We start from the raw sequence: 26,753 nt of genomic DNA, 5'->3' as shown, positions 1-26,753 counted from the left end.
AGCACTCGCCAGCCCTTATAGTTCCCCCCATTCCCGCTTTATTCGAGACGCCCCATGAGTGAGCCCACGCCGTATATCTTCGATGTCACCACTGCCACGTTCGACCAGGCGGTGATCGAGAATTCGTTTCACAAACCTGTGCTGGTGGATTTCTGGGCCGAGTGGTGTGCGCCGTGCAAGGCGTTGATGCCGTTGCTGGCGCAGGTTGCCGAGAGTTATCAGGGCGAGCTGCTATTGGCCAAGGTCGATTGCGAGGCCGAACAGGATATCGTCGCGCGCTTTGGTATTCGCAGCCTGCCGACGGTGGTGCTGTTCAAGGATGGCCAGCCGGTGGACGGATTTGCCGGGGCGCAGCCGGAGTCGGCGGTTCGGGCGATGTTGGAGCCGCATGTACAGATGCCACCACCGGCGGCGGCGGACCCGTTGGAGCAGGCGCAAGCATTGTTTGCTGACGGTCGCATCAGCGATGCCGAGGCGGTGCTGGTGGCCTTGCTCGGCGAGGACAACACCAACGCTGCGGCGCTGATCCTGTATGCACGCTGCCTGGCCGAACGTGGTGAGTTGGGCGAAGCCCAGGCCGTGCTCGACGCCGTGAAGAGCGACGAGCACAAAGCCGCACTCGCCGGCGCCAAGGCGCAGATCACCTTTCTGCGTCAGGCTGCCGACCTGCCGGACGCTGCCGACTTGAAAAGCCGTCTGGCGCAAAACCCGCAAGACGATGAAGCGGCCTATCAACTGAGCATCCAGCAACTGGCGCGCCAGCAGTACGATGCGGCGCTGGAAGGTTTGCTCAAGTTGTTTATCCGCAACCGCAGCTACAGCGAAGGCCTGCCCCACAAGACGTTGCTGCAGGTGTTCGAGTTGCTGGGCAATGACCACCCGCTGGTCACGGTGTACCGCCGCAAGCTGTTCGCTGCGTTGTACTAATCGCCGATCCAGCTGTACAGCGGCGTATCCCCGCCGCTGGCCACTTTCACCTTGGCGCTATGGCGCAGGCGCACCAACAGGCGCTTGCCCGCCGAGGCATCACCGGCCAAACCCTCCAACTGGTCCAGTAATTCCAGCCCGCTGAGTTGCCCGGCTTTGCGCAGTAGGTCCTGGGCGTTCTGCCACAGGTCCTCATCCTGCTTGGCCGGCACCACCGCCGGTGCGCTGGGCACTGGCGCAGCCTGCAACTGCGCACCCAGGCGCGCCCAATCACCGTCGTCCAGCTCCACGGTCAAGTCCACCGGCAGGTCGCCGACGGTTCCACGAATTCTCAACATCGTCCTTCCTCCTGCACATTTCTGACAGGCATGCTCCCATGCGGCTTGCGCAACGCCAAGCGGGCGGTCAAACTCTGCGAACTATTGTTATAAGATCACATAACAAAACCTTCATGTTCTGGAGCCTTCTCATGCGCCGTCTGTTGCTTGCTTTGCCGTTTGCCCTGCTGCCACTCGCCATTGCCCACGCCGCCGATGAGCATGAACATGAGCACGGCAGCCTTGGTGCCCACGAACATGGTGTCGGGCGCCTCAATGCCGTACTCGACGGCCAGGCCCTGGAGCTGGAGCTGGACAGCCCGGCGATGAACCTGGTGGGCTTCGAACACCTGGCCACCACCCCGGCCGATAAAGCCAAGGTTGCTGCCGCACGCAAACAGCTCGAGAACCCCCTGGCCCTGTTCAACCTGCCCAAAGGCGCCGGTTGCGTAGTCAGCAGCCAGGAACTCAACAGCCCGCTGTTCGGTGACAAACCCGAAGCCGACCATGACGATGATGATGACCACGATCACGACGCCAAAGACGGCGCCCACGAGCACCATCACGACCACAGCGAAATCCACGCCCACTACCAGTTCACCTGCGCCACGCCGACTGCGCTGAGCAACCTCGACCTGACCCAGGTGTTCAAGACCTTCCCCGCCACCCAGAAAATTCAGGTACAACTGATCGGCCCGAGCGGCCAGCAAGGTGTTGAAGCGACGGCCACAGCAGCCACCCTGAAATTCTGAGTTCCCATGACCCAAGCACTGATTGAACTGTCTGACCTGGGCTTCAACTGGCCCGGTCACCCACAGTTGCTGGACATCCCCGCGTTCCGCCTGGACGCGGGGGAAACCCTGTTTCTCAAAGGCCCGAGCGGCAGTGGCAAAACCACGCTGCTGGGGCTGCTGGGCGGTGTGCAGAAGCCCAGCCAAGGCAGCATCCGCCTGCTCGGCCAGGAACTGACCGAACTCTCGGCCGGTGCCCGCGACCGGTTCCGTGTCGACCACACCGGCTATATCTTCCAGCAGTTCAACCTGCTGCCGTTCCTGTCGGTGCGCGAGAACGTCGAGTTGCCGTGCCACTTTTCCAAATTGCGTGCGCAACGCGCCAAGCAACGCCACGGCAGTGTCGACCAGGCCGCCGCAACCTTGCTCGCGCACCTGGGTTTGAAAGATAAAGACTTGCTGGAACGCCGTGCCGATTCGCTCTCCATCGGCCAGCAGCAACGTGTGGCCGCTGCCCGTGCGTTGATCGGCCAGCCGGAATTGGTGATCGCCGACGAACCCACATCAGCCCTGGACTACGACGCTCGCGAAGCCTTCATTCAGCTGTTGTTCGCCGAATGCCGTGAGGCCGGCGCCAGCCTGTTGTTCGTCAGCCATGACCAGAGCCTGGCGCCGTTGTTCGACCGCAACCTGTCGCTGGCCGAACTCAATCGCGCCGCCACGCCCGCAGAGGTTTGAGATGTATCTGTTTCGTCTAGCCATGGCCAGCCTGGCTAACCGCCGCTTTACCGCGATCCTCACCGCGTTCGCCATTGCCCTGTCGGTGTGCCTGCTGTTGGCAGTGGAGCGCGTGCGCGTCGAGGCGCGCAACAGTTTCGCCAGCACCATCAGCGGCACCGACCTGATCGTCGGCGCCCGCTCCGGCTCGGTGAACCTGCTGTTGTATTCGGTGTTTCGCATCGGCAATGCTACCAACAACATCCGCTGGGACAGCTTCGAGCATTTTGCCGCCAGCCCGCAGGTGAAATGGGCGATCCCGATTTCCCTCGGCGACTCGCATCGCGGCTACCGGGTGATGGGCACCAACGAATCGTATTTCGAGCACTACCAGTACGGCCGCAAGCAGAACCTCGAACTGGCCAGCGGTCGTGCCTTCGCCACCGACCCGTTCGAAGTGGTGCTCGGTGCCGAAGTCGCCGACGCGCTGCACTATAAGCTGGGCGACAAGCTGGTGCTGGCCCACGGCGTGGCGGTAGTCAGCCTGGTCAAGCACGATGACAAACCGTTCACCGTGGTCGGCATTCTCAAGCGTACCGGCACGCCGGTGGACCGCACGCTGCATATCAGCCTGGGCGGCATGGAAGCGATCCATATCGACTGGCACAACGGGGTGCCCGCCCAGGGCAAAGGCCGTATCAGTGCCGATCAGGCGCGCAATATGGACCTCACGCCGCAGGCCATCACCGCGTTCATGCTCGGCCTGAACAACAAGATTTCCACCTTCGCCCTGCAGCGGGAAATCAACGAGTTCCGTGGCGAGCCGATGCTGGCGATCCTGCCGGGCGTGGCACTGCAAGAGCTGTGGAGCATGATGGGCACCGCCGAAAAAGCGCTGTTCGTGATCTCGCTGTTCGTGGTGCTGACCGGCCTGATCGGCATGCTCACGGCGATCCTTACCAGCCTCAACGAACGCCGCCGCGAGATGGCGATCCTGCGCTCGGTAGGCGCGCGTCCGTGGCATATCGCAACGTTGCTGATCTTCGAGGCCTTCGCCCTCGCGCTCTCCGGCGTGGTGGCGGGCGTAGGGTTGCTTTACGTGTGCATCGCCGCTTCGCGCGGGTATTTGCAGGCCAACTACGGTCTGGACTTGCCGATGTCGTGGCCCAGCGAATATGAATGGACGCTGCTCGCCGGTATCCTGGCCGCAGCGTTGTTGATGGGCAGCGTGCCCGCGTGGCGCGCCTATCGACAATCCCTGGCCGACGGCCTGTCCATACGTTTATGAGGAAGGCTTTGATGCGTCGCGCACTCGTTGCACTGTTTCTGCTGGTCGCCCTGCCCGCCTGGGCCGCCGAGCCCAAGGAGCTGACTTGGTCGGAACTGATCCCACCGGATGCCATGCCGGAAGTGCCGAACATGCAACCGTTGCATGACCTGTCCGGTATCGCCGGCGCATTGGAATCGGCGCCGCCAGCCAAGCAGGAGATGCCACACGCACCGGTGGTGCAAGGTCTTGATGGCCAGCACATCCGCCTGCCGGGGTATATCGTGCCGCTGGAGGTGGGTGAAAACGGGCGCACCACAGAGTTTTTGCTGGTGCCGTATTTCGGCGCCTGCATCCATGTGCCACCGCCACCGTCGAACCAAATCGTGCATGTCAAAAGCGAAGTCGGGGTGAAACTCGATGAGCTGTACCAGCCGTATTGGATCGAAGGCGCGCTGCAGGTCAAACCGTCCAGCAGCGAACTGGCCGATGCCGGTTACCAGATGGATGCCGACAAGATTTACATCTACGAACTGCCGGAATAGCGCTGATCGCCCTTTCATTGAGCTGAGTCAAAAGACCGAATGGAACGATCTTTACCATTGGACGTACAACTTTTAAACGTCCTTTGGAGCTCCCATGAACAAGTCTCTGCTCGGCGCGTCCCTCTTCGCGCTAGCCCTCGTCGCCCCAGTCGCATACGCTCACGAAGCGGGCGACATTCTGGTTCGCGCGGGCGCGATCACCGTTAACCCGAAGGCCGACAGCGGCCACGTCAAGGTTGACCAGGGCCCTTTGGCGGGCACCAACCTGGGCGGTAAGGCGACCATGAGCAGCGACACCCAACTGGGCCTGAACTTCGCCTACATGCTCACCAATCACGTGGGTATCGAACTGCTGGCGGCCACGCCGTTCGAGCATGACGTGAAGATCAAGGGCACCGCCCTCGGCGCCGCCAACGGTAAGCTCGGCACCCTGAAACACCTGCCGCCAACCCTGAGCGTCGTGTACTACCCGCTGGACAACAAGTCCGCTTTCCAACCGTACGTGGGCGCCGGTATCAACTACACCTGGATCTACGACGAACACGTCGGCAGCCGCGCACAGGGCGAAGGTTTCAGCAACTTCAAGGCTGAGAACTCCTGGGGCTGGGCCGCACAGATCGGCGCGGACTACATGATCAACGACAAGTGGATGATCAACGCCCAGGCGCGCTACATCGACATCAGCACCAAGGCCACCGTGGACAACAACGCGCTGGGCCAAGGCACTCGCGCCAAGGTCAATGTGGACGTGGACCCGATGGTCTACATGGTGGGTATCGGTTACAAGTTCTAACCCAGATCTAACCAGCAGCATAAAACCAGTGTGGGAGCGGGCTTGCTCGCGAAAGCGGTGGTTCAGTCAATGAATCTGTTGACTGACACTCCGCCTTCGCGAGCAAGCCCGCTCCCACATTTGGATCTCTATTTCTTCAGGTATGCCGGTAGAAGCGATCCAGCAACGCCGGCAACCCCGCCCGCCATGCCCGTGGCTTGATGCCAAAGGTGTGCAGGATTTTCTTACACGCTAACACCGCGTGCTGCGGCTCATCGCTGGCATCCGGCCGTGCCGCATGGGCCTGGGCGGTAGGGGATTCGATCGCCAGCGGGTGATAGCTGCGCGCTTCTGTGAGGATCGCCTGGCCCAGCGCCAACGGTGTAGTCGCCTCTTGGCCGGCGTAATGGTAGGTGCCCCACAACGGCGCCGCGCAATCAAGCTGCTTGAGCACCGAGATGATCACCCGTGCCGCATCGTCGACCGGCGTCGGGTTGCCGCGACGGTCATCCGCCATCAGCAACTCATCCGGCCTCTCGGCCCGCGCCAGGAAGCGGCCCAGGGTGCCGTCGACACTGTCATCCAGCAACCAGCCAAACCGCAGCAGTACGTGTTGCGGGCAGGTGGCGCGTACGCTTTGCTCGATCCGCCATAGCGCCTGGCCGCGCAGGCCCAGGGGCACCGGCTCGTCCTTCTCGCTGTAGGCGGTGGCACGGGAGCCATCGAACACGCGGTAGCTGGACGGTTGCAGCAAGGTGATGGTGTGGTGTTGGCAGAGCTCGGCCAGGCGTTCGATGGCGAACTCTTGCGCAGCCAGCCGGGTCTCGCTGACGGTTTCGGCCTGGAACCAGTCGAAATAGTAGGCGAGATTGATCAACGCATCGGGACGGGTGTCGTCGAGCAATTGGGTGAGGCTCGCGGCATCCCAGCCGTCTTGGGGCGGTTTGGGTGCGAGGAAACCGATGTCTTCCTCTGCACCGAGGCGAATCAGCGCCTGCCCGAGGGCATTCCCGCCGCCCAGTAACATAAGGCGCATTCGCATAGATTGAGCAGGCCCGGTCAGTTTGGAACGATGGCTATTTAAGTATTTGCCAGAATCGTTGCATTTTGCGGGTTTGTAGCGCAACCGTCACGGATTAACTATCTTCGCGCCCGCCTCCGCAGGTTCATGCTCGAGGGGCACTCGCGCAGGCACCAGGACCTGCTGTGGATAAGTCTGCGCGAACTGCACCTCGTCACAGTTATCCACAAGCTTTTTCAGCCGTTGGTTAAACGCACGGCTTACCGCGTATTGCCCGCCCGACACGGTGCGGAACTGCGCCGTGAGCACCACGCCGTTGAGGTCCATCTTGTCGACGCCGAACACCTCCAGCGGCCCCTGCAGGTTGTATTTGAGGAACACGTCGTCACGGATCGACTGCCCCGCCTCGCGAATCAGCTCCACGGCCTTGTCCACATCGGTGTCATAGGTGAACTGCACCGAGAAGAACGCATAGGCAAATTGCCGCGACTGGTTGGTGACCGCCTTGATCTGCCCAAACGGCACCGAGTGCACAAAGCCTTTGCCGTCACGCAGGCGCAAGGTGCGAATGGTCAGGCCTTCGACGGTGCCAGCATGGCCGGAGTCGAGCACCACCCAGTCGCCGATGGACAAGGTGTCTTCGATGATGATGAACAAACCGGTGATCACGTCCTGCACCAATTGCTGCGAGCCAAAGCCGATGGCCAAGCCGACCACACCGGCACCCGCCAGCAGTGGCGCGACGTTGATCCCCAGGTTGGCCATGGTGGTGATCGCACAGATCACCACGAGGATGATCTTCACCGCGTTACGCACCAGCGGCAGGATGGTTTTTACCCGAGTGCTCGGTTGGCGGTTGGAGCGCTTGTTCACCGGCGGTTTCAGCGCTTCCTGGATCGCCGTGTCGAGCACCACCCAGAACAACCAGGTCATCAGCAGGATCAGGCCGATGCTGCTGAGGGAGTCGCTGATCGCCCGGCCCACCGAATTGCGCTGGGCAAACTCGAACAGCGACACACCCCAGATCCGCCCGAGAATCTCGATAAACGCGATGGCCATGACGATGCGCAGAATCGCGTGCAACAGGCTCAGGAAACGTTCCTTGTAGGCACTGCTGCGCTGGATCGCCACTTGGCTGCGGGACTTGAACAGGTGCTGCAGCACAGTGCTGAGGAACACCGTGCCGATCAGCAAAATGGTGGTAAACAGCGCGCAACGCAGGGCTTTCTGGTTATCGTCGCCGGCGCCGATCAGGTTGATTGCCGAGACCAGCACCATCAGCAGGATCGGCCAGTACCACAGCCCGGAAAACACCCGCAGCGACTGTTGCAACGCCGGGTGTTTGAGGCGTTGGGCCAACGGTCTATTACGTATCAGATGGGCTACCGGGCGGCGCAGGCGCACCACCAACACCCCAAAGATCACCGCCGCAAACAGCCCGGTAAACACCGCGATACTGCTGGTGATATTGCCACCCAGTTGACGGGCAATCTGCGGGCTGGTCAGCGCATCGCTCAGGGCGGCGAGGAAGCCAATCAGGAACAGCGGCTTGGGGCAGTAGTCGCGAATAATCTGTACCGCCGGACGCTTGTGGCCGACGTTGAACATGACGATGACGCACAACAGCATCGACGTGGAAAAGATACCGCTGCTGGTGGCGTAGGCAAAACACAGCGCCAGCGCACGCCCCACCGACGTCGCAAGAAAGTGACTGGCTGACAGCGTAAGCGGAAGGCAAATCAACGCAGGAATCGTGTAGGGCACCACGTAGCCAAGCACCGCCCGCAAGCGTTGGCGCTGCGCGACAAACCCGCCCCGGCTCAAGCGTTGCACAAGAAAGCGCCCTAGCAGGGTCAACACGGCAAAGGCGCCGATCCACACACCGGACAACAGCAGGAAGTCGCCAGCCACGCTCCATGGCGAGCGCTCGGAAGTCTGGTCGACCAGCCGCCCGACCTCATCCGCCGCCCGGTCGGCGCGCAAGCGCCAGGCATCGATGAGGTTCTGGTTGAGGTCGAGTTTGTCCTGCACATCGTCGATGCTGGAGCTAATGGCCCCGAGCAGGCCACCCTCTACCAACAACTCAGGTTTCGCGGCGGGTTCAGGTGCCGCTGCAGTCGCGGCTTGCAGTGCGCCGCTGCCGAATAACAGCAGCGCAGCCAGCAGTAATGCAGTCTTGAGATTGCGCAAAACACCGGGCTCCTTACAGAAGGGTCTGTAAGGAACTGACGGGTTTTAACTGCGATCGTTCACTTCAGGTCGACATTCAGGCTCGGCGCACCAAACGCCACCAACTGCGCGTTGGAACCGGCGAACCAGCCTTTCCAGAAGTCTTCCAACGCCTGGATAGTCTTGCCCGAGCGATAGGCCTGCTTGATGTCCTTGGTCACCAGCGCAGCCCCTACAACATACACCCGCGCGCCTTGCAGATCGGCGAACAAGCCCTTGTCTGCGACTCGTTTGAGTTCAGCGGCCGGCTGCAGGTCACGAATCCGGTGGTTGGCGTAGAAACTGCCGAAATCACTGTTTTCGAGCATGTCGGACACCAACAACACCACCCGTTCCTGCGCCGGTTGCTGGCCCAGGTCGTTGCCGATCTCACGCAGCGAATGAAAGATCTCGCTACGGGCGATGTCCTCGGAGGCTTCGCGCAACGTGGTCACGAACACCTTGCCCAAGGTCTTGTTGAAGAAACTGCGCTGCTCGGTCAGGCACGTATCGAAAGTACGCAGTGACTGCATGCCTACGTTATTGCGTACCTTGTCATCGATGCCCTGATTGAGCTCACCGGCGAAGCGCAGTTGCATGAACTGCCCGGGTACAAATGCCGAGAAACTGTACAGCCGCACCTTGTCGCCCGGCTGTACGAAGCGCTGCACCTGGGCCCAGGTGGCTTTCTGGATCACCTCGGGCATCGGGATCGTCTGGTCGATGATCACCGTCAGCTCTCTGCCACTGTGCGCCGGACGATACTCACCGACCTTGGCGTACGCGTAGCAGTCCGGGATGTCGTTGCGCTCACCGGCCACCGCCAACAACGGCGTCAACAGCAAAGCGCAGAAAAGCCGCGGGATATTCATTCAGGCACCTGTCGCGTCGAAGTCTTTGAGCAACTGCTGTTCAGCCCGCAGCGCCAGCACGTCTTCCAGTGCGTGGCCCTTGGCGCGGCTGATGGTCGCCAACTGCTCTTCGCTGAAGGCCGTGAGGTCCTTGCTGCGCAGGGCGTCGAGGTTGGCAGGCGCAGCGGCAGGTGCGGGGGCTTCAACCGGCGCGACGACAGGGGCAACCACCTCAGCCACAACCGGAGCCGCCGATGCAATTGGAGCAGCCGGTGCAGTGACGGGTTTGGCCGCCGCTTTCGGAGTACCCGGCATCGACTGCTTGCGCTCCAGGTACGTTTCGAAGTTGCGATTGTGCGCACTGGTCAACGCCGCCTGCTGCTGGGCATTGGTGGTCGAGCGACCGGCCAGTTTGAGCTGCAACTTGCTCAGTTTGTGATCGGCATGCGAAGCAATTTCCACGCGCTGGCTCTGCATCCAGTTTTCCAGGGCCTCGCCGCTGGAGAACTTGTGGGTGTGCTCCCAGGCCGTCTTGGATTCCACACCGGCAAAACCGAAGATCGACGCCAGCCAGATGCTGGTGATCTGAATCGCGATATAGATCACCGACAGGACGATGAAGGTAATCAGCGACGCTTTGCGAATCGCGTCCATCTTGTCTGTCAGGGTTTGTTTGTCGGCTTGATCGTTGATCGCCGCCGAATCGGCCGGCAATTCAAACGGGCTGGCAGACTCGTAGTTCTGCTGGGCAAACGCATGCGGACTGCCGACCATTTCGGTCTCGATGCTCTTGAGCTGCATGGTGCGGATGCCGAACGCGGCGATCGCAATGATCGCAATCCAGATACCGGTGGTGATCATCCAGCCACGGCTCGGCGTCACCGTGTGGTTGGTGTTGATGCGCGCCAGGATGCGGCTGTAATCCTTGCCGTCCTTGTCGCTGTCGGTGTCTTTGATGCCAATGCCCGGCAGTTCCTTGAGCTGGGACGGGCGATCTGCTTCCGGATCGTTTTCCCACCAGTGGCGCGCCTTGCTGATCAGGGCGTTTTTATGCACGGCGCGGCCAGTCACTTCGGCCAGGATCGCCGAGGCAACAGCCAGCAGGAAGGCGAACAACCACCCCATCCAGCTTTGGTCATTGGCCGACAGGTTCTGGTTGATGAACGGCACCAGCACGTAGGCAAAACCCACGGCCTCGAACATGATCAACATGAAGATCAGCGCAAACACCCAGAACGGCCGTTCGCGACGGCCGCGCTCACCGATGGTGCGCAGGTAGGATTCACTTTTGTTAAAGAAATCGACGTCTTTCGCGCCGATCTTTTCATAGCGCGAGTAGTACGCGTCGCACAGCTCGCTTTCCGATTTCGGCCAGCCGTGGGAATCAAGCATCAGGCTTTGCTTGGACAGACGCGCCACCTTGCCGATCAGCGGCACACCGTGCCACACGCGCATCACGAAGTAGCCCACTTTGTCCCAGTACGCCTGGATCAGGATGGCCGCCAGCAGCGTGGAAATCACCAGCCCGGTGATCAACTTGTTGGCCCAGAGCAGGGCCGTCAGCGCATTGAAGCTGAACTCTTCCATGGTGTATTTCCTTGAGTCTTACGCGCGAATCGGCACGAAACGGGTGGTGAAAGCTTCACGAGTACGGGAGTAGAACAACGCACCGTCCGTGGCTTCGGAATTTTTCTTGCTGAACACGACGTCGATGCACGACACCGGCGCCTTGGGGTCTTGGGTGAAGACCCGATACAGCACCAAGTCCTCACCTTCATAGGTGTTGGCCACGGCTTTGCTTTTGATCGACTTGCGATTGCCCTGGTCGTAGCCCTTGACCACTTCGATGAAGGGTTGGCGGTCGACGCTCGCGCCGTCGCGCAGGATCGAGACCGGAGACAACGTCACCAGATGGCCATTGACCAGGTTGGCCCACACGCGGTTGTTGTAGCCCGGCAAGTATTCGGTGGTGGTTTGGGTATCGAGCGCCTGGCCGCTGGCGAGGTTGAACACCTTGCCGCTTTCACGCGGACGGTCCGCTTCACAACTGCTGGACGGCAAGTCGCTGGCTTGTGCACTGGAGACCAGGGCAAACCCGGCCTTTTTCGGCGCAATGGCTTGGCCCATCGTCCAGCGGGTGTCGCTGGCCGGCTGGCCGCCGAAATCCACCAGGGCGGTGCCTGGGTCGGCAGGCTTGCTCTCGACGCCAGGCTTGGCCGCAGTGGCAGGTTTGCTCTTGGCAGTGCTGGTCCCGGTACGCGCAGGCTCGGTCGAGGTGCCGTGTGCCAGGTACTTGGTGTTGTTCTGTTCGGCATTGACGCGCTTGACCAGCATAGTGCGGTCGGTCACCTCGACGATTTCCACCCGACGGTTCTTGCCCCGCTGCTGGGTGTCGCTGTTATCGGCGATCGGACGCGAAGCCCCCGCGCCTTGAAAGAACATGCGCTGCGGGGCAACGCCCTGCTCGGCCAGGATCGATGCCACGGCACGGGCACGTTGTTCGGACAGACGCTGGTTGGTGGCCGCGCTGCCGGTGGCGTCGGTGTGTCCCACCACTAGGATCGCGGCCTGGGAATTCTGCCCCGGCTTGGGTGCAAAGGCGGCCGCCAGCTTGCGCACTTGGCGCTGGCCATCGGCGCTCAATTGCGCGCTGCCGGTGGCGAACATGCCTTCGTCCTGAACTTGCGCGACGATGCCCGCGTCAGTCGGTGCCGGCGCACGTGCATTACCGGTGGCCACTTCCTGGCTTTGCAAGGTTTGCACCTGAATATTCAGGTTCTCTTCCTTGGCCACACGCTCCAGTTCCTGCAAGCGGTTCTGCCACAAGTTGCCGGCCACACACCCCGCGGCGGCGCCCACACCGCCACCGACGACGGCCTTTTTGGCATCGCCGGTGATGGCATACGTCAAGCCAGCGCCCAGAATGGCGCCACCGGCACAGCCAATGGCGGTTCCGTAGTTTTTGCCCGCATCGTTAAGCGTCGCGCAGCCACTCAGGGCGATTGCGCCGGCAAGCAGGCTGATTTTTCGGGTAAGGGAAGTATTCACGTGGTGGGTTCCGGCCTTTATAAAAGAGCCGCCGACCCCACTGCCGACACAAGAAAAGTGTCAGCGGCATCATCCATGAACAGGCCCTGAAAAATCATTTGATTGAGAACAGATCGCGCGGAATTGGATCACGTCAGTGATGTCATTTCAATACCACTTGTAACTCTTTATTGCCTTTAGCCGGCGCTCTCGGACCCGAGAACCGTCTGTAGGACGCTGGAAACTTTCCGTCAAAAATCACAGTCAGCCATAAACGGGGGTCATCCCCCACCCTCTTGAAAGGAGTCACCATGGCTGCGATTCCCGACTGGGTGCCCATCGCCCCCAGCGTCGCCATCACTCGCTTCACGGTGCTGACGGTCAATATCCACAAGGGTTTCACCGCCCTGAATCGGCGTTTCATCCTGCCCGAGCTGCGTGAAGCGGTGCGCAGTGTGGGCGCCGACATGGTGTTTTTGCAGGAAATCCACGGCACCCATGAGCGCCATCCCCAGCGCTACAGCGACTGGCCGAACATGCCGCAGTACGAATTTCTCGCCGACAGCATCTGGCCGCAGTTCGCCTATGGGCGTAACGCGGTCTATCCCCACGGCGACCACGGCAACGCGTTGCTGTCGAAATTCCAGATCGTACGCTACGACAATCTCGACATCTCCCAAAGCGGTCACGAAAGCCGTGGCCTGCTGCATTGCGTACTGCGCCTGCCGGGCAGCGGGCAGGAAGTGCATGCCATCTGCATTCACCTGGGTTTGCGCGAGGTGCACCGCCAACAGCAATTGCGCTTGCTTGAACAGCGTATCCGCGAGATTCCGGCCGATGCGCCCTTGGTGGTCGCCGGCGATTTCAACGACTGGCGCCAACGCGCCGACCTGAGTCAAAGCGGTCTCAGGGAAGTGTTCGTCGAAACCGCTGGCAAACCCGCGCGAACCTTCCCCGCGCGGTTGCCGTTGCTGCCGCTGGACCGCATTTATGTGCGCAACCTGAAGGTGCACAACCCACGCGTGCTGACTACTCGGCCGTGGTCCCACCTCTCGGATCATGTGCCGCTGTCAGTGGAGGTCGAGCTATGAACATCGCCGTAGAGCACATCGCCACCGACCAGCCACCGGATGACGCCAAGGCCCGTGACCTGGATTACGGCTGGCAGAGCGGAAACCAGATCGAGTTGCTGGAGAATGGCGAAGCGTATTTCCCGCGTGTGTTCGATGCGCTGCGCGTGGCACAGCGCGAGATTCTGCTGGAGACCTTTATCCTCTTCGAAGACAAGGTTGGGCACGCACTGCAGCGCATTTTGATCGAGGCCGCACAACGTGGCGTGAACGTGGTCGTCAGCCTGGATGGTTTTGGGTGCGGAGAGCTGAGCCCCTCGTTTCTCGGCGAGCTGGCGCAGGCGGGGGTCACGGTGCAGATGTTTGATCCGGCATCCAAGACCCTGGGGGTTCGTACCAACTGGTTTCGCCGCCTGCACCGCAAGATTGTGGTGGTGGATGCCACGGTGGCGTTTATCGGCGGGATCAATTTTTCTGCCGATCACCTCGGGGATTTCGGCCCCGAAGCCAAACAGGATTATGCGGTACAGGTGACGGGCCCGGCGGTGGCCGACCTGCACCATTTCGCCTTGGCGCAAAGCGGTCGCCAGGTGCGCACGCGGCGTGGTTGGCGACGACGCCAGCAGCGCCCGCCATTGTGGTCGACCGACAACGCCGATGGCCTCGTGCGACTGATCTACCGCGACAACGTGCAGCACCGCGATGACATCGAAGAGGCGTATATCCACGCGCTGAGCAAAGCGCAAAAACGCGTGGTGATCGCCAACGCCTACTTCTTCCCCGGCTACCGACTGCTGCGGGAAATTCGCAACGCCGCGCGCCGTGGGGTACACGTGCAACTGATCATGCAAGGTCAACCGGACGTGCTGCTGGCCAAGCTTGCGGCGCGCATGCTGTATGACTATCTGCTCAAGGACGGCGTGGTGATCCACGAATATTGCCAGCGCCCGCTGCACGGCAAGGTCGCCCTGGTGGACGACGAGTGGAGCACCGTGGGGTCGAGTAACCTGGACCCTTTGAGCCTGTCGTTGAACCTGGAAGCCAATGTGTTGATTCGCGACCGGGCGTTCAACCAGCAGCTCTACGAGCGCCTGGACATCCTCGCCAACACCCACTGCCAGACCATGCCGGAAAACCGCACGCCGCGCTTGTGGCTGTGGCGACTGACCGTGGGTTTCCTGGTGTTTCATGTGATGCGCCATTTCCCTGCGCTGACCGGTTGGCTGCCCGCCCACAAGCCGCGCTTGAAGCCTTTCGAGAGCCAGGCCCATGACCTCTGAAACCCGCTTCCAGCGTTGGAAGAAACCGCTGACCATCGTGTTCTTCCTGGCGTTGATCGTACTGTTCACTCTGCTCGCCCGGCGTATCGACTGGAGTGAGGTGGTGCAGACGCTTGGCGATTTCAAAGTGCGCACGTTGCTGATCGCGGGCGCAGTGACGTTGTGCAGTTTTCTTGTCTACGCCAGCTTCGATTTGATCGGCCGCACCTACATCCGCCAGGACCTGGGATGGAAGCAGATCCTGCCGGTGGGGATCATCAGTTATGCGTTCAACCTCAACCTGAGTGCGTGGGTGGGCGGCATCGCCATGCGCTATCGGTTGTACTCACGGCTGGGGGTAAGCACCGGCAATATCGCCAAGATCCTCGGCCTGAGCCTGGCCACCAATTGGTTCGGCTACATGGCATTGGCGGGGGTGATTTTCAGCAGCGGCCTGGTGACGATGCCGCCGGGCTGGAAAGTCAGCAGCAGCGCCTTGCAGGGCATCGGCGCGTTGCTGGTGATGGTTAGCCTGGGTTACCTGGCCGCCTGCCAATTTTCGAAAAAACGCGCCTGGTCGATTCGCGGCATCGAGATCAACTTGCCGTCGTTGCGCATGGCGTGTTTGCAGTTGGCGCTGGGCGCATTGAACTGGTCGCTGATGGCCGCGGTGATCTTCACCCTGCTGCCGGCCAAGCTGGACTATCCGCTGGTGCTGGGGGTGCTGTTGATCAGCGCGATTGCCGGGGTGGTCACTCATATCCCTGCCGGGCTTGGGGTGCTTGAAGCCGTGTTTATTGGACTGTTGCAGCATGAGGCATCGCGCGGCAGCTTACTGGCGGGGTTGATTGCCTATCGAGCGATCTACTTTATTTTGCCGCTGCTGATTGCGCTGGTGATGTACCTCGCAGTGGAGGCGAAAGCCAAGGCGTTGCGGGTTAAGAAGGCACCGGCTTAAGGCTGTGTTGACTGGTTAAGCGCCTTCGCGAGCAAGCCCGCTCCCACATTTGGAATGCATTTCAAATGTGGGAGCGGGCTTGCTCGCGAAGACGGCTTAAAGGGCACCCAGATTATTGGGACTGAATGATGCTCAACCGTTCACCCACCACCATCTCGGTAATCCAATCCACAAGGATTGAGGTATAGGCCTGCTGTGAAACGGGGTCGCTCAATGAATGGTCAGCACCATCGATGATGCGGTGAGTCAGCGAATGCGTCTGCTGACACGCGGCGCGGTAGCTCATGATGGTGGCGTGTGGCACGTGATCGTCGGTTTCCGATTCAACGATCAATACATCCCCGGTGAATTTCGCACACGCATGCAGTGCGCGGTTGGTCTCGGCGTGAACCAGGGTGCTGCGGTATTCCATCAAGTCGACCTTATCCAGATCGCGCTTGGGCTTGAGCCATTCCTGGTCGCGGTACAGCGCTGGCACCCGCAGCGCGAGCCAGCGCACCGGGCGCAGTGAAGTGAGGATCGCCGCCAGATAACCGCCGTAGCTAGTGCCGACTACCGCAACCGCCGAGGTGTCGATGGCCGGGTGAGACAACAGCCGATCGTAGGCCGCCAGCAGATCACGCAAGTTGTCTTCACGGGTGACGCGGGACAGTGGAATTCCGTTGCCTGCGTGCCCGCGAAGGTCGAAGGTCAGGCACACGCAACCCAGACCGGCAATACCTTTGGCGCGTTCAAGGTCACGCTCCTGGCTCCCGCCCCAACCGTGCACGAACAACACCCCCGGCACTTTGGATTTTGGGCTGAGGAAGGTGCCACTCATCTGTTCGTCGTCGATATCGATCGCAATGCTTTCGCTTCTAGCCGTCATAAGAGTTGACCGTCACGTACTTGAGAAGAAAGTCGCTGTTTTCCGCTGGCCCCCGGTATACCTCGATGGCGTCGGCAGGCAGTGCCTGGTCGACGTAGGTTTCCACCGAAGACACGCGGATCGCTTGCAGGCCAGGGTTATTGATAAAACTTTGCAGCGCCGCGACTTCCGCGCTGCTGGCGCCGCCCATGCGCCAGGACTGTTCGAGTACACCGCTACGGCGTTGGCCTTTGCTATCCAGGCCTTGGGCGATGTCGTAGTTGCGTCGTGAGGCGTAGAAACCGGGGTAGGCTTCGTCGGCGGCAGCGTCAAAGACTTGGGCTTGTTGAATGGCTTGGCGCACGTCATCGGACAAGTTGAGCTTGAGCAAGTCCTCGTAGTAACCGGGTACCACCAGCAAATTGGAACCCCCGTAGACCTCTTCCCCCTGTGCGTCCTGCGTCAGGTATTGTTCGCCGCAATAGCTGATCACATGATCGCCGATGAAACTTTGGCCGACACTGTGAGTAACCACGTCATGCAGATCTTGCTCCAGCACCACGCCCTCGTTGAACAGACTCGCAGCGTTGGGACGCGCCAGTAGCGCGTCGAATTCATCGAGGCTGAGGATCACTTCCTGACCGCGCCCCGCGCAGGCGTGCACGGGCTTTAGACGGATGGGGCCGTTTTCGAGCAAGCGCATAGCAGCCGGCCGCGCATCCTCCAGCGCGAACACGGTCAGGCCATCCAACACGACGTTTCGAACACGCTTGCAGAACACCGGCGACCATCCTTCAGGAGCGCTCGCCTCTGGGCTGAGTAGCTCGTGACTGATGGCTTTGGTCGCGATGAAATCGTGATCGACGTAACCGCCCCACAGGTCGTCCGGACCCTGGATATGAAACGCGCGTGCCTGGGCGGGCCCGACCAAGGTTTGCGTAGGCAAAAGGTACAGCTCACGCCCCGCGTGCAGATCAGCGTCGTAGCGACCAGCGAACTTGAGTCCCAGGATCTGCGCCAGCCAGCGCGCCAGGGCGCGATTGGTTTCCGTCTCGTGCAGCGGTGCGGTGTCGCGCATGGAGTGGGCAACCACGCGTTTCTTGCCTTGAGTCGGGGTCATGCATCCCCCTTTAGCATCATGCTATGTGTGTAGGGCAACGATTGCAGGGATCAGGCCAAGACGCGGGAGGTAGCAATCACAGTTAAAGTCAGGTGGTTATGGAATAAACGGTGGCAGTTGGCCTGTTTTATTCTGCACGACACCGCCGTTGGTCGGCTGTGTTCTGCACGATTCAAACGCCAAATCGACTGCGGTAATCACTCGGCGCCAGCCCCGTGATTTTCTTGAAGGTCGCGCGGAAGGCACTGGGGTCCTGATAGCCCACGGTCCAGGCAATATGGTCGATGGTGCCGTTGGTGAATTCGAGCATCTGCCGGGCCTTTCCTACCCTCAAGTGCTGGCAGTATTCGGTCGGTTTCAAACCCGTGGCATTACGGAAGCGTCGTAGGAAGGTGCGCTCTTCCAGTCCTGCCTCCTGGGCCATCGCGGCAACCGAAACATCCACCGCGCCGCTGGCCTGTAGCCAGTGCTGAACCTTGAGAATCGCGGCGTCTCCGTGCCCGAGAATCGGCGCAAAGTTGCTGCCGCACTGGCTGGCACTGTCGCTGTGTTCGATCACCAGGAAACGCGCGGTGCCGGCAGCGATGCTGGGGCCCATCAAGCGATCCACCAGGCGCAGGCCCAATTCGGACCAGGCCATGAGGCCGGCGGTGGTAATCAGGTCGCCATCATCCACAATGGGTTTATCCGCCTCCAACCTTACGGCCGGGTAGCGCGTGGCAAAGGACTTGGCGGAGGACCAATGCGTGGTCGCGCTGCGCCCGTCCAACAAGCCGCTGCGCGCCAGCATGATCGAGCCGATGCACACGCCGCCCAGTACCGTGCCCGCCGCGTGCTGTAGGCGAATCCATTCCAGCAGCGCGGGGGGCGCTTGTTCTTCGGTGAACTCGCCAATCGAGGGAGGCACTAACACCGCCATCATCGATTGATCGGGCCCGGGGTGGCTGTCAAACACGCGCGCAGGTTGGCCAGTGGCGTCCACCTGCCAATGACTGACGCGCAGCAGTGGCAGTTGTGCTGATTGATGCTCGGCGGCGATTCGGTTGGCCACGCCAAACAAGTCGGTCAAGCCATGCACGGCGGCCAATTGCGCCCCCTGGTAAATCAACACGCCCAACTCAACGACGGCCATTGTCAGTTTTCCCCCTGTTATTGTCGGTGCAGCCAATCCCCGGTGCAGGCGCCAGCTAAGATACTGGCCCCCATCAACCCATCACGAGGCAATACACATGGCCAAGCAAGCGCTCATCCTAATCGATATCCAGAACGACTACTTCCCCCAGGGCAAGTGGCCACTCGACGGCGTGGAAGCCGCAGCCGACAAGGCTGCCAAGGTGCTGCAAGCGTTTCGCCAGACCGGGGATGCGGTCATTCATGTGCGCCACGAATTTACGTCCGACGATGCGCCGTTCTTCACCCCAGGCTCCGCCGGTGCGCATCTGCACAGCAAGGTGTTGAATGAGGGCAGCGAGCCGGTGGTACTTAAACACTTCGTGAATGCGTTTCGCGAAACCAACCTGCGTGCCCTGCTGGAACAACGCAGCATCACCGAATTGGTGGTGGTCGGCAGCATGAGCCACATGTGTATCGATGGCGTGGTGCGGGCGGCGGCAGACCTGGGCTACAAGGTCACGGTGATCCATGACGCGTGCGCCACTCGGGATCTGGAGTTCAACGGGCAGGTGATTCCAGCGGCGCAGGTACACGGGGCGTATATGGCATCGCTGGCGTTCGGGTATGCGGGCGTGGTGTCGGCGGACGAATATTTGAAGGCACAAGCGGCGGCATGACCGCCACTTGAGCGCCCGTGTTTAGCGAGTCGCGATGATGAACAGCCGCGGGAAGGGCAGCAACACGGTGCCATCAGCCAGGGCTGGGTAGGCCTGGCTGATCCGCGCGTGGTACTCCTGTAGGAAGTCGGCCTTTTCGCTGTCGGTCAACGGTGCAAGAAACGGCCTAAGGGCCGATGCCTTGAACCACTCCACCACCGCAGCGTGATCCGCCAGCGGGTGCAGGTACGTGGTACGCCACACGTCGACGGTGCTGCAGTGCTTGCTCAGCAACTCGTAGTAGTAGCTGGCGGTGTGGCGTTCATTGTGTTTGACGGCGCCGATCTTGGCAGCCCATGGACCGTCGGCCGCGACTTCGCGGGCAAGCCGGTGCGCGGGCTCGTCAAGGTTGTCTGGGGTTTGCACCGCCAGCGTGCCGCCCGGCGTCAGTTGATTGACCAGGTGCGGGTAAAGCGTGGCGTGATTCGGCAGCCATTGCAGGGACGCATTGGCGAGGATCACATCGAACGGCTGCGCGGGGTTCCAGGCGCCGATGTCCGCCAATTCGAAACTCAGCGCTGGCAGGCGTTTACGCGCGTCGACCAACATGTCATCGGAGCTGTCCATGCCGATCACGTGCGCCTGCGGGAAGCGTTCGGCGAGTACTTCGGTGGAGTTGCCGGGGCCACATCCCAGGTCGACAGCGGTGTGCACCTCGGTATTCGGGATGGCCGCGACCAGGTCACGGACGGGACGAGTGCGTTGTTGTTCAAACATCGTGTATTGCTTGGCTGACCAGGTCATCACCGCTTTCCTTCTTTTTTAGAGGTTGGCTACAGCCTAAATCTTGTTACCCATGAGAACAAATGCCAGGATTGGCCACCTCCCATACTAGGAAAGTATGCCAATGCTGGAAATTCGCCAGCTCAAAGCCTTCGTTGCCATCGCAGAGGAAGGCTATATCACCCGCGCAGCTGAGCGGCTTGGAATGCAACAACCACCGTTGACGCGGATGCTGCAAAGCCTGGAAGCCGAACTCGGCGTTGCACTGATGGAACGCTTGCCCCGAGGCGTACGTCCGACCACCGCCGGGCAGGCTTTGCTGGAAGAAGCGCGGGGCATTCTCGCCCAGGTGGATAGCGTCGCCGACGTAGTGCGCCGCGCAGCTCGGGGAGAGCGCGGGCGGCTGGCAATCGGCTTTACCAGTTCTGCCGCGCTGCATCCGTTTGTCCCTAGCGTGTTACGGCTATTTCGCGAGACCTTTGTCGGCGTGACGGTGGTGCTGGAGGAAGCCGGTACCGGCGAACTGCTGGACGCCTTGGTGCACGAGAAGCTCGACGCGGCGTTTATCCGCTCGCCGCTCAGCGGAACGCAGTCATTGCAGGACGAACCCATTCTGGTGGAGCCGATGTTGCTGGCACTGCCGACCGATCATCCGCTCGCACTCGACTCAGGCTCGCCCCTGCCCCTCGCGGCCTTAGCCACTGAAGCCTTCGTGCTTTATCGCCGTCGCGTGGGCCTGGGGTTGTATGACGCAATTCTGGTGGCGTGCCGCGAAGCGGGGTTCAGTCCGCAAGTGGTGCAGGAAGCGCCCCGCATGACAGCAACCTTGAGCCTGGTGGCCGCGGGCCTTGGCGTGTCCATCGTACCGGCGTCCATGCAACGGCTGCGCGGAGACGGCATCGTCTACCGCGAACTCAGCGAGTGCCAAAGCCTGGTGGCGCCACTGCACCTGGCAACGCGAATCGACGACGGCTCGGCGGTGCTGCGCAGGTTCAAGGAGATGGTGGTGACGGCAGCGTCGACAGACGCCTGATCACGGGTAATAAAAAACCCCCGAGGCGTGGGCCATCGGGGGTTTGCTCGTTCCAGGCCTTGGACCTTAGAACGGGATATCGTCATCAAAGCTGTCGAAATCCGGAGCCGGTTGCGGAGCGGCCTGTTGTGGCGCTGGACGCGACTCACGCTGTGGCTGCTGGCTTGGCTGTGGGCGGGACTGCTGTGGACGCGGCGCCGAGTTGGACATGCCGCCCTGGCCTTGTTGGTCGCCCTGTGGACGGCCGCCCAGCAGTTGCATGGTGCCTTGCATGTCGACCACGATTTCGGTGGTGTAACGCTTGATGCCGTCTTTTTCCCACTCACGGGTTTGCAGCTTGCCTTCGATGTACACCTGCGAACCTTTGCGCAGGTACTCACCGGCGATCTCTGCAACCTTGCCGAACATCGACACACGGTGCCATTCGGTTTTCTCGACCTTCTGGCCAGTCTGCTTGTCGGTCCACTGCTCGCTGGTCGCCAGACTCAGGTTGGTCACGGCGTTACCGTTAGGCAAGTAGCGAACTTCGGGATCCTGGCCGCATGTACCGACCAATATGACTTTGTTAACCCCACGGGCCATAACGTTCTCCTAGGCTGGGCGCGCTGTCGGCACTGGGTTGACCAGTTGCTCGAGCGTCGCGCGATCCAATAATTCGGTGTCCAATTTGATGTAGATGGCGGCTTCTTCAGCGACAACCACGGCATCGGTAACCCCAATAACGGCCTTAAGGCGCTCGACCAGACCGGCTTCGCGGATCGCTTCAGGCGATAACGGCAAACGCAGGCTCGTTACATAGGGAGGTTCGCGCATGGTAACAGCAAAGGCTAGCCAGAGGGCAGCCAGACCTGCGCATCCCAGGAAGACAACCGACAAACCGCCATGCTGGAACATCCAGCCACCCATGATGCCGCCCAGTGCAGAACCCAGGAATTGGCTGGTGGAATACACCCCCATCGCCGTTCCCTTGCCACCGGCCGGTGAAACTTTACTGATCAGCGAAGGCAGCGAAGCCTCAAGCAAATTGAATGCAGTGAAGAACACCACCGTACCTATTACCAGCGCCCGCAGGCTGTCGCCGAACTGCCAGAAGAATAGCTCAGTGAGCATCAGCGTCGCGACGGCGCCCAACAGAACTCGTTTCATTTTGCGTTTCTTTTCGCCGTAGATGATGAACGGGATCATGGCGAAGAACGAAATCAACAAGGCAGTGAGGTAGACCCACCAGTGCTGCTCCTTGGGCAGGCCGGCTTTTTCAACCAGCGCCAAGGGCAAGGCGACGAAGCTGCACATCAGCATTGCGTGCAACACAAAGATACCTAAATCCAGGCGCAGCAGGTCGGGGTGCTTGAGCGTCGGCAACAATGCCTTGCGCGCAACGCCGGACTCACGGTGCTGCAGCGTGCCGGTGGAGCGCGGCACCATAAAGGCGACGATCACAATGCCGAACAGCGCCATGCCGCCGGTGGCCAGGAACAAACCATGCAGGCCGAATGCACGAGTCAGGAGCGGCCCGACCACCATCGCCACCGCAAACGACAACCCGATGGTCATGCCGATCATGGCCATGGCCTTGGTGCGGTGCTGTTCACGGGTGAGGTCCGACAGCAACGCCATGACGGCGGCGGAAATCGCACCGGCGCCCTGCAGGACGCGACCGGCAATCACGCCCCAGATCGAATCCGATTGAGCCGCGAGCACACTCCCCAGCGCAAATACGATCAGCCCGAGGTAAATCACCGGGCGGCGGCCAATACGGTCGGAGATGATCCCGAACGGAATCTGGAATAGCGCCTGGGTCAGGCCATAGGCGCCAATGGCCAGGCCGATCAACGCGGGGGTTGCGCCTGCGAGGTCCATCCCATAGGTCGCCAGTACCGGCAACACCATGAACATGCCAAGCATACGGAAGGCGAACACCAGGGCCAGACCGCTTGCCGCTCGGGTCTCGCCGCTACTCATGCGTTCGCTGTGGGGATCGTGCATGGAAAAACCTCGTGTGAACCGGCGGCGATTCTACCAGTCCCATCGATTGAGAGGGTATATGCGGCGCTTTGCCGCGCAGCTTTCATGTAAGGCTGCACCCGGCACTTTGACAGTGTATATTCATCCAGTCTTTAGCCGTATACTCCTGCATTATTTACGCCCGCCGTGCGAGGCCATCTTGGACAAGATCCTGATTCGTGGGGCTAGAACCCACAACCTGAAGAACATCGACCTGACCCTGCCCCGGGACAAGCTGATCGTCATCACCGGCTTGTCCGGGTCCGGCAAATCGTCCCTGGCGTTCGACACGCTGTACGCCGAAGGCCAGCGTCGCTATGTGGAGTCGCTGTCGGCCTATGCCCGCCAGTTCCTGTCGATGATGGAAAAGCCCGACGTCGACACCATCGAAGGCCTGTCGCCGGCTATCTCCATCGAGCAGAAGTCGACCTCCCATAACCCACGTTCCACCGTGGGTACCATCACCGAGATCTACGACTACCTGCGCTTGCTGTATGCGCGCGTGGGTATTCCGCGTTGCCCGGACCACGATATTCCGCTGGAAGCCCAGACCGTCAGCCAGATGGTCGACCTGGTGCTGGCCCAGCCGGAAGGTGCCAAGTTGATGCTACTGGCGCCGGTGATTCGCGAGCGCAAGGGTGAACACCTTTCCGTCTTTGAAGAGCTGCGTGCGCAAGGTTTTGTGCGCGCGCGCATCAACGGCAAGCTGTATGAGCTGGATGAGGCGCCGAAACTCGACAAGCAGAAGAAGCACACGATTGACGTGGTGGTCGACCGCTTCAAGGTGCGGGCAGACCTGCAACAGCGCCTGGCGGAATCTTTCGAGACTGCTTTGAAGTTGGCGGACGGTATCGCGCTGGTAGCACCGATGGATGACGAGCCCGGGGAAGAAATCATCTTCTCGGCGCGCTTCGCCTGCCCCATCTGCGGCCATGCCATCAGCGAACTGGAACCCAAGCTGTTTTCCTTTAACAACCCGGCCGGTGCTTGCCCGACCTGCGATGGCCTGGGGGTTAAACAGTTCTTCGACGTCAAGCGGCTGGTCAATGGCGAGCTGACATTGGCGGAGGGGGCGATACGCGGCTGGGACAGGCGCAACGTCTATTACTTCCAGATGCTGGGATCATTGGCTTCCCACTATAAGTTCAGCCTCGAAGTACCGTTCAACCAGCTACCGGCGGATCAGCAAAAAGTCATCCTCCACGGCAGCGGCTCGCAAAACGTCGACTTCAAATACCTGAACGACCGTGGCGATATCGTTAAACGCTCACACCCATTCGAAGGCATCGTGCCGAACCTGGAGCGTCGCTATCGCGAAACCGAATCGGCGAGCGTGCGCGAAGAGTTGGCAAAATTCCTCAGCACTCAACCGTGCCCAGATTGCCGGGGCACTCGCCTGCGTCGTGAGGCGCGGCATGTGTGGGTTGGCGAGAAGACTCTGCCGGCAGTGACCAACCTGCCGATTGGTGATGCGTGCGAGTACTTTGGCGTACTCAAGCTCACCGGGCGTCGCGGAGAAATCGCTGACAAGATCCTCAAGGAAATTCGCGAGCGGCTGCAGTTCCTGGTTAACGTCGGCCTGGACTACCTGTCGCTGGATCGAAGCGCGGACACATTGTCTGGCGGGGAGGCGCAGCGTATTCGCTTGGCCAGCCAGATTGGTGCCGGTCTTGTGGGCGTGTTGTACATCCTCGATGAGCCATCGATTGGTTTGCACCAGCGGGACAACGATCGCTTGCTGGGTACGCTGAAACACCTGCGGGATATCGGCAACACCGTGATCGTGGTCGAGCATGACGAAGACGCGATTCGCCTGGCGGATTACGTCGTCGATATCGGACCGGGTGCGGGTGTGCATGGAGGGCATATTGTTGCCGAGGGCACGCCGGCAGAAGTCATGGCGCATCCAGACTCCCTGACCGGCAAGTACCTGTCCGGTCGCGTGAAAATCGAGGTGCCGGCCAAGCGTACACCGCGCAACAAGAAGCTGGCACTGCACCTCAAGGGTGCGCGTGGCAACAACTTGCGCAATGTCGATTTGGAAATCCCGCTGGGCCTGCTCACTTGCGTGACCGGTGTTTCCGGCTCAGGCAAGTCCACACTGATCAACAACACGCTGTTCCCATTGAGTGCCACCGCCTTGAACGGCGCGACCACCCTGGAAGCTGCGGCGCACGACAGCATCAAGGGCCTGGAGCATCTGGACAAAGTGGTCGATATCGACCAAAGCCCGATTGGCCGCACACCGCGCTCCAACCCGGCGACATATACCGGACTGTTCACCCCCATCCGCGAACTGTTCGCTGGCGTGCCGGAGTCCCGCTCGCGGGGCTACGGACCGGGCCGGTTCTCGTTCAACGTCAAGGGCGGTCGCTGCGAAGCATGCCAGGGCGACGGTTTGATCAAGGTCGAGATGCACTTCCTGCCGGACATCTACGTGCCGTGCGATGTGTGCAAGAGCAAGCGCTATAACCGCGAAACCCTGGAGATCAAGTACAAGGGCAAGAGCATCCACGAAACACTGGAGATGACCATCGAGGAAGCGCGGGTGTTCTTCGACGCGGTTCCGGCGCTGGCGCGCAAGCTGCAAACGTTGATGGATGTGGGCCTGTCTTATATCAAGTTGGGGCAATCGGCGACCACGCTCTCCGGCGGTGAAGCACAACGGGTGAAGTTGTCGCGTGAGCTGTCCAAGCGCGATACTGGCAAGACCCTGTATATCCTCGACGAGCCAACGACCGGCCTGCACTTCGCGGATATCCAGCAACTGCTGGACGTGTTGCACCGACTACGTGACCACGGCAACACCGTGGTGGTGATCGAGCACAACCTGGACGTGATCAAGACCGCCGATTGGCTGGTGGACCTGGGACCTGAAGGGGGTTCCAAAGGTGGCCAGATCATCGCGGTGGGAACGCCGGAGCAGGTCTCCGAAATGCCGCAGTCCCATACCGGTTACTACTTGAAACCGTTGTTGGAACGCGACCGGGCCTGAGTTATCGGGCCCAATAAAAAGCCCCTGTCACCTTCCAGTGACAGGGGCTTTTTCGTGACCGGGAATCAGAACTGCGATTGCAGGTAATTCTCCAGACCCACCAGCTTGATCAGGCCTAGCTGCTTTTCCAGCCAGTAGGTGTGATCTTCTTCAGTGTCGTTCAACTGCACACGCAGGATCTCGCGGGTGACATAGTCATTGTGCTTCTCACAGAGCTCGATGCCCTTGCAGAGCGCAGCACGGACCTTGTATTCCAACCGCAAGTCGCTGGCGAGCATCTCAGGCACCGTGGTGCCGGTGTCCAGGTCGTCAGGACGCATACGTGGCGTGCCTTCGAGCATCAGGATACGGCGCATCAGTGCGTCAGCGTGCTGTGCCTCTTCTTCCATTTCATGATTGATACGCTCGTAGAGCTCAGTAAAGCCCCAGTCTTCGTACATGCGCGAATGGATGAAATATTGGTCACGAGCTGCCAGTTCGCCCGTCAGCAACGTGTTGAGGTAATCGATTACGTCGGGGTGACCTTGCATCG

At 60.8% G+C, this 26,753-nt stretch carries 25 protein-coding genes; 12 read left to right on the top strand and 13 right to left on the bottom strand.

The window, feature by feature from the left end; all coding sequences use genetic code 11:
- The first annotated feature begins 54 nt into the window (after positions 1 to 54).
- Positions 55 to 927, top strand: coding sequence for a thioredoxin (gene trxA / locus HF257_RS21920; protein WP_185708647.1), 873 nt, complete (start codon positions 55 to 57; stop codon positions 925 to 927).
- Here trxA and HF257_RS21915 read toward each other — a convergent pair.
- A complete protein-coding gene (locus HF257_RS21915; RefSeq protein WP_185708648.1) occupies positions 924 to 1,265 on the bottom strand; it encodes a hypothetical protein in 342 nt (113 codons plus the stop codon). The two genes, trxA and HF257_RS21915, sit on opposite strands and share 4 nt — an antisense overlap.
- Positions 1,266 to 1,396: 131 nt before the next feature.
- On the opposite strand from HF257_RS21915, the gene HF257_RS21910 reads away from it, so the two are divergent.
- The 5 genes from HF257_RS21910 (at position 1,397) to HF257_RS21890 (ending at position 5,297) form a co-directional block, all read left to right on the top strand.
- Positions 1,397 to 1,996 (top strand): DUF2796 domain-containing protein, encoded by a 600-nt coding sequence (locus HF257_RS21910; protein WP_185708649.1) that lies wholly within the window; start codon positions 1,397 to 1,399, stop codon positions 1,994 to 1,996.
- Positions 1,997 to 2,002: 6 nt separating this feature from the next.
- A complete protein-coding gene (locus tag HF257_RS21905) occupies positions 2,003 to 2,713 on the top strand; it encodes an ABC transporter ATP-binding protein (protein ID WP_185708650.1) in 711 nt (236 codons plus the stop codon).
- Position 2,714: 1 nt separating this feature from the next.
- On the top strand, positions 2,715 to 3,980 hold the full coding sequence (locus HF257_RS21900) for an ABC transporter permease (RefSeq protein WP_010206853.1): 1,266 nt from the start codon (positions 2,715 to 2,717) through the stop codon (positions 3,978 to 3,980).
- An 11-nt stretch (positions 3,981 to 3,991) separates the two neighbouring features.
- A complete protein-coding gene (locus HF257_RS21895) occupies positions 3,992 to 4,504 on the top strand; it encodes a DUF3299 domain-containing protein (RefSeq protein WP_185708651.1) in 513 nt (170 codons plus the stop codon).
- Between the two features lie 94 nt (positions 4,505 to 4,598).
- Entirely contained in the window at positions 4,599 to 5,297 is a 699-nt protein-coding gene (locus HF257_RS21890) for an OmpW/AlkL family protein (RefSeq protein ID WP_185708652.1), read from the top strand.
- A 136-nt stretch (positions 5,298 to 5,433) separates the two neighbouring features.
- Here the strand turns inward: HF257_RS21890 and HF257_RS21885 are convergent, their stop codons facing one another.
- The 5 genes from HF257_RS21885 to HF257_RS21865 form a co-directional block, all read right to left on the bottom strand.
- The gene (locus HF257_RS21885; protein WP_185708653.1) at positions 5,434 to 6,318 is read right to left on the bottom strand and encodes a sugar nucleotide-binding protein; all 885 of its coding nucleotides are present in this window, start codon (positions 6,316 to 6,318) and stop codon (positions 5,434 to 5,436) included.
- Between the two features lie 87 nt (positions 6,319 to 6,405).
- Positions 6,406 to 8,487: a mechanosensitive ion channel family protein gene (locus HF257_RS21880; RefSeq protein ID WP_185708654.1), complete on the bottom strand. Its 2,082-nt coding sequence runs from the start codon at positions 8,485 to 8,487 to the stop codon at positions 6,406 to 6,408.
- A gap of 59 nt (positions 8,488 to 8,546) precedes the next feature.
- On the bottom strand, positions 8,547 to 9,377 hold the full coding sequence (locus HF257_RS21875; protein WP_185708655.1) for a hypothetical protein: 831 nt from the start codon (positions 9,375 to 9,377) through the stop codon (positions 8,547 to 8,549).
- A complete protein-coding gene (locus tag HF257_RS21870) occupies positions 9,378 to 10,943 on the bottom strand; it encodes a hypothetical protein (protein ID WP_185708656.1) in 1,566 nt (521 codons plus the stop codon). It lies immediately after the preceding gene.
- 18 nt (positions 10,944 to 10,961) lie between these two features.
- Entirely contained in the window at positions 10,962 to 12,404 is a 1,443-nt protein-coding gene (locus HF257_RS21865) for an OmpA family protein (RefSeq protein WP_185708657.1), read from the bottom strand.
- 290 nt (positions 12,405 to 12,694) lie between these two features.
- Here HF257_RS21865 and HF257_RS21860 point away from each other — a divergent pair, with 290 nt between their 5' ends.
- From HF257_RS21860 to HF257_RS21850, 3 genes are read left to right on the top strand one after another with little or no spacing between them, the layout of a single operon-like run.
- Positions 12,695 to 13,474 carry an endonuclease/exonuclease/phosphatase family protein gene (locus tag HF257_RS21860; RefSeq protein WP_185708658.1) on the top strand — a complete coding sequence of 260 codons (780 nt, stop codon included), beginning with the start codon at positions 12,695 to 12,697 and terminating at the stop codon, positions 13,472 to 13,474.
- On the top strand, positions 13,471 to 14,733 hold the full coding sequence (clsB, locus tag HF257_RS21855; RefSeq protein WP_185708659.1) for a cardiolipin synthase ClsB: 1,263 nt from the start codon (positions 13,471 to 13,473) through the stop codon (positions 14,731 to 14,733). Before HF257_RS21860 ends, clsB begins: the two co-directional genes overlap by 4 nt.
- Positions 14,723 to 15,670: a lysylphosphatidylglycerol synthase domain-containing protein gene (locus HF257_RS21850; RefSeq protein ID WP_185708660.1), complete on the top strand. Its 948-nt coding sequence runs from the start codon at positions 14,723 to 14,725 to the stop codon at positions 15,668 to 15,670. The genes clsB and HF257_RS21850 overlap by 11 nt, the downstream gene beginning before the upstream one ends.
- A 112-nt stretch (positions 15,671 to 15,782) precedes the next feature.
- On the opposite strand, the gene HF257_RS21845 is transcribed toward HF257_RS21850, so the two are convergent.
- From HF257_RS21845 to HF257_RS21835, 3 genes are all read right to left on the bottom strand, one after another.
- Positions 15,783 to 16,538 carry an alpha/beta hydrolase family protein gene (locus tag HF257_RS21845; protein WP_185708661.1) on the bottom strand — a complete coding sequence of 252 codons (756 nt, stop codon included), beginning with the start codon at positions 16,536 to 16,538 and terminating at the stop codon, positions 15,783 to 15,785.
- A complete protein-coding gene (locus tag HF257_RS21840; protein ID WP_185708662.1) occupies positions 16,528 to 17,637 on the bottom strand; it encodes a DUF3182 family protein in 1,110 nt (369 codons plus the stop codon). Before HF257_RS21840 ends, HF257_RS21845 begins: the two co-directional genes overlap by 11 nt.
- A gap of 172 nt (positions 17,638 to 17,809) precedes the next feature.
- Entirely contained in the window at positions 17,810 to 18,769 is a 960-nt protein-coding gene (locus HF257_RS21835; protein WP_185708663.1) for a GlxA family transcriptional regulator, read from the bottom strand.
- Positions 18,770 to 18,866: 97 nt separating this feature from the next.
- On the opposite strand from HF257_RS21835, the gene HF257_RS21830 reads away from it, so the two are divergent.
- Entirely contained in the window at positions 18,867 to 19,427 is a 561-nt protein-coding gene (locus HF257_RS21830; protein ID WP_185708664.1) for a cysteine hydrolase family protein, read from the top strand.
- Positions 19,428 to 19,448: 21 nt separating this feature from the next.
- Here the strand turns inward: HF257_RS21830 and tam are convergent, their stop codons facing one another.
- The gene (gene tam, locus HF257_RS21825; protein ID WP_185708665.1) at positions 19,449 to 20,210 is read right to left on the bottom strand and encodes a trans-aconitate 2-methyltransferase; all 762 of its coding nucleotides are present in this window, start codon (positions 20,208 to 20,210) and stop codon (positions 19,449 to 19,451) included.
- 103 nt (positions 20,211 to 20,313) lie between these two features.
- Between tam and HF257_RS21820 the strand changes: the two genes are divergently transcribed.
- Entirely contained in the window at positions 20,314 to 21,222 is a 909-nt protein-coding gene (locus HF257_RS21820; RefSeq protein WP_185708666.1) for a LysR family transcriptional regulator, read from the top strand.
- A 66-nt stretch (positions 21,223 to 21,288) separates the two neighbouring features.
- Here the strand turns inward: HF257_RS21820 and HF257_RS21815 are convergent, their stop codons facing one another.
- Positions 21,289 to 21,804 (bottom strand): single-stranded DNA-binding protein, encoded by a 516-nt coding sequence (locus HF257_RS21815; RefSeq protein WP_003232445.1) that lies wholly within the window; start codon positions 21,802 to 21,804, stop codon positions 21,289 to 21,291.
- A 9-nt stretch (positions 21,805 to 21,813) separates the two neighbouring features.
- Entirely contained in the window at positions 21,814 to 23,208 is a 1,395-nt protein-coding gene (locus HF257_RS21810; RefSeq protein ID WP_185710883.1) for an MFS transporter, read from the bottom strand.
- Between the two features lie 178 nt (positions 23,209 to 23,386).
- Here HF257_RS21810 and uvrA point away from each other — a divergent pair, with 178 nt between their 5' ends.
- Positions 23,387 to 26,221: an excinuclease ABC subunit UvrA gene (uvrA, locus tag HF257_RS21805; protein WP_185710882.1), complete on the top strand. Its 2,835-nt coding sequence runs from the start codon at positions 23,387 to 23,389 to the stop codon at positions 26,219 to 26,221.
- A gap of 65 nt (positions 26,222 to 26,286) precedes the next feature.
- Here the strand turns inward: uvrA and bfr are convergent, their stop codons facing one another.
- Positions 26,287 to 26,751, bottom strand: a complete 465-nt coding sequence (bfr, locus tag HF257_RS21800) for a bacterioferritin (RefSeq protein ID WP_017736661.1) — start codon at positions 26,749 to 26,751, stop codon at positions 26,287 to 26,289.
- Positions 26,752 to 26,753: the final 2 nt, after the last annotated feature.

It is taken from the genome of Pseudomonas cremoris, assembly GCF_014230465.1.
The sequence above is the reverse complement of the archived record's forward strand: the minus strand, read 5'-3'. Positions and strand labels throughout refer to the sequence as shown.

What these genes read in the sequence shown, in the direction of transcription:
- trxA (WP_185708647.1), top strand. Translation starts at nt 55, where the DNA reads ATGAGTGAGCCCACGCCGTATATCTTCGATGTCACCACTGCCACGTTC.
- HF257_RS21915 (WP_185708648.1), bottom strand. Translation starts at nt 1,265, where the DNA reads ATGTTGAGAATTCGTGGAACCGTCGGCGACCTGCCGGTGGACTTGACC.
- HF257_RS21910 (WP_185708649.1), top strand. Translation starts at nt 1,397, where the DNA reads ATGCGCCGTCTGTTGCTTGCTTTGCCGTTTGCCCTGCTGCCACTCGCC.
- HF257_RS21905 (WP_185708650.1), top strand. Translation starts at nt 2,003, where the DNA reads ATGACCCAAGCACTGATTGAACTGTCTGACCTGGGCTTCAACTGGCCC.
- HF257_RS21900 (WP_010206853.1), top strand. Translation starts at nt 2,715, where the DNA reads ATGTATCTGTTTCGTCTAGCCATGGCCAGCCTGGCTAACCGCCGCTTT.
- HF257_RS21895 (WP_185708651.1), top strand. Translation starts at nt 3,992, where the DNA reads ATGCGTCGCGCACTCGTTGCACTGTTTCTGCTGGTCGCCCTGCCCGCC.
- HF257_RS21890 (WP_185708652.1), top strand. Translation starts at nt 4,599, where the DNA reads ATGAACAAGTCTCTGCTCGGCGCGTCCCTCTTCGCGCTAGCCCTCGTC.
- HF257_RS21885 (WP_185708653.1), bottom strand. Translation starts at nt 6,318, where the DNA reads ATGCGAATGCGCCTTATGTTACTGGGCGGCGGGAATGCCCTCGGGCAG.
- HF257_RS21875 (WP_185708655.1), bottom strand. Translation starts at nt 9,377, where the DNA reads ATGAATATCCCGCGGCTTTTCTGCGCTTTGCTGTTGACGCCGTTGTTG.
- HF257_RS21870 (WP_185708656.1), bottom strand. Translation starts at nt 10,943, where the DNA reads ATGGAAGAGTTCAGCTTCAATGCGCTGACGGCCCTGCTCTGGGCCAAC.
- HF257_RS21860 (WP_185708658.1), top strand. Translation starts at nt 12,695, where the DNA reads ATGGCTGCGATTCCCGACTGGGTGCCCATCGCCCCCAGCGTCGCCATC.
- clsB (WP_185708659.1), top strand. Translation starts at nt 13,471, where the DNA reads ATGAACATCGCCGTAGAGCACATCGCCACCGACCAGCCACCGGATGAC.
- HF257_RS21850 (WP_185708660.1), top strand. Translation starts at nt 14,723, where the DNA reads ATGACCTCTGAAACCCGCTTCCAGCGTTGGAAGAAACCGCTGACCATC.
- HF257_RS21845 (WP_185708661.1), bottom strand. Translation starts at nt 16,538, where the DNA reads ATGACGGCTAGAAGCGAAAGCATTGCGATCGATATCGACGACGAACAG.
- HF257_RS21840 (WP_185708662.1), bottom strand. Translation starts at nt 17,637, where the DNA reads ATGACCCCGACTCAAGGCAAGAAACGCGTGGTTGCCCACTCCATGCGC.
- HF257_RS21835 (WP_185708663.1), bottom strand. Translation starts at nt 18,769, where the DNA reads ATGGCCGTCGTTGAGTTGGGCGTGTTGATTTACCAGGGGGCGCAATTG.
- HF257_RS21830 (WP_185708664.1), top strand. Translation starts at nt 18,867, where the DNA reads ATGGCCAAGCAAGCGCTCATCCTAATCGATATCCAGAACGACTACTTC.
- tam (WP_185708665.1), bottom strand. Translation starts at nt 20,210, where the DNA reads ATGACCTGGTCAGCCAAGCAATACACGATGTTTGAACAACAACGCACT.
- HF257_RS21820 (WP_185708666.1), top strand. Translation starts at nt 20,314, where the DNA reads ATGCTGGAAATTCGCCAGCTCAAAGCCTTCGTTGCCATCGCAGAGGAA.
- HF257_RS21815 (WP_003232445.1), bottom strand. Translation starts at nt 21,804, where the DNA reads ATGGCCCGTGGGGTTAACAAAGTCATATTGGTCGGTACATGCGGCCAG.
- HF257_RS21810 (WP_185710883.1), bottom strand. Translation starts at nt 23,208, where the DNA reads ATGCACGATCCCCACAGCGAACGCATGAGTAGCGGCGAGACCCGAGCG.
- bfr (WP_017736661.1), bottom strand. Translation starts at nt 26,751, where the DNA reads ATGCAAGGTCACCCCGACGTAATCGATTACCTCAACACGTTGCTGACG.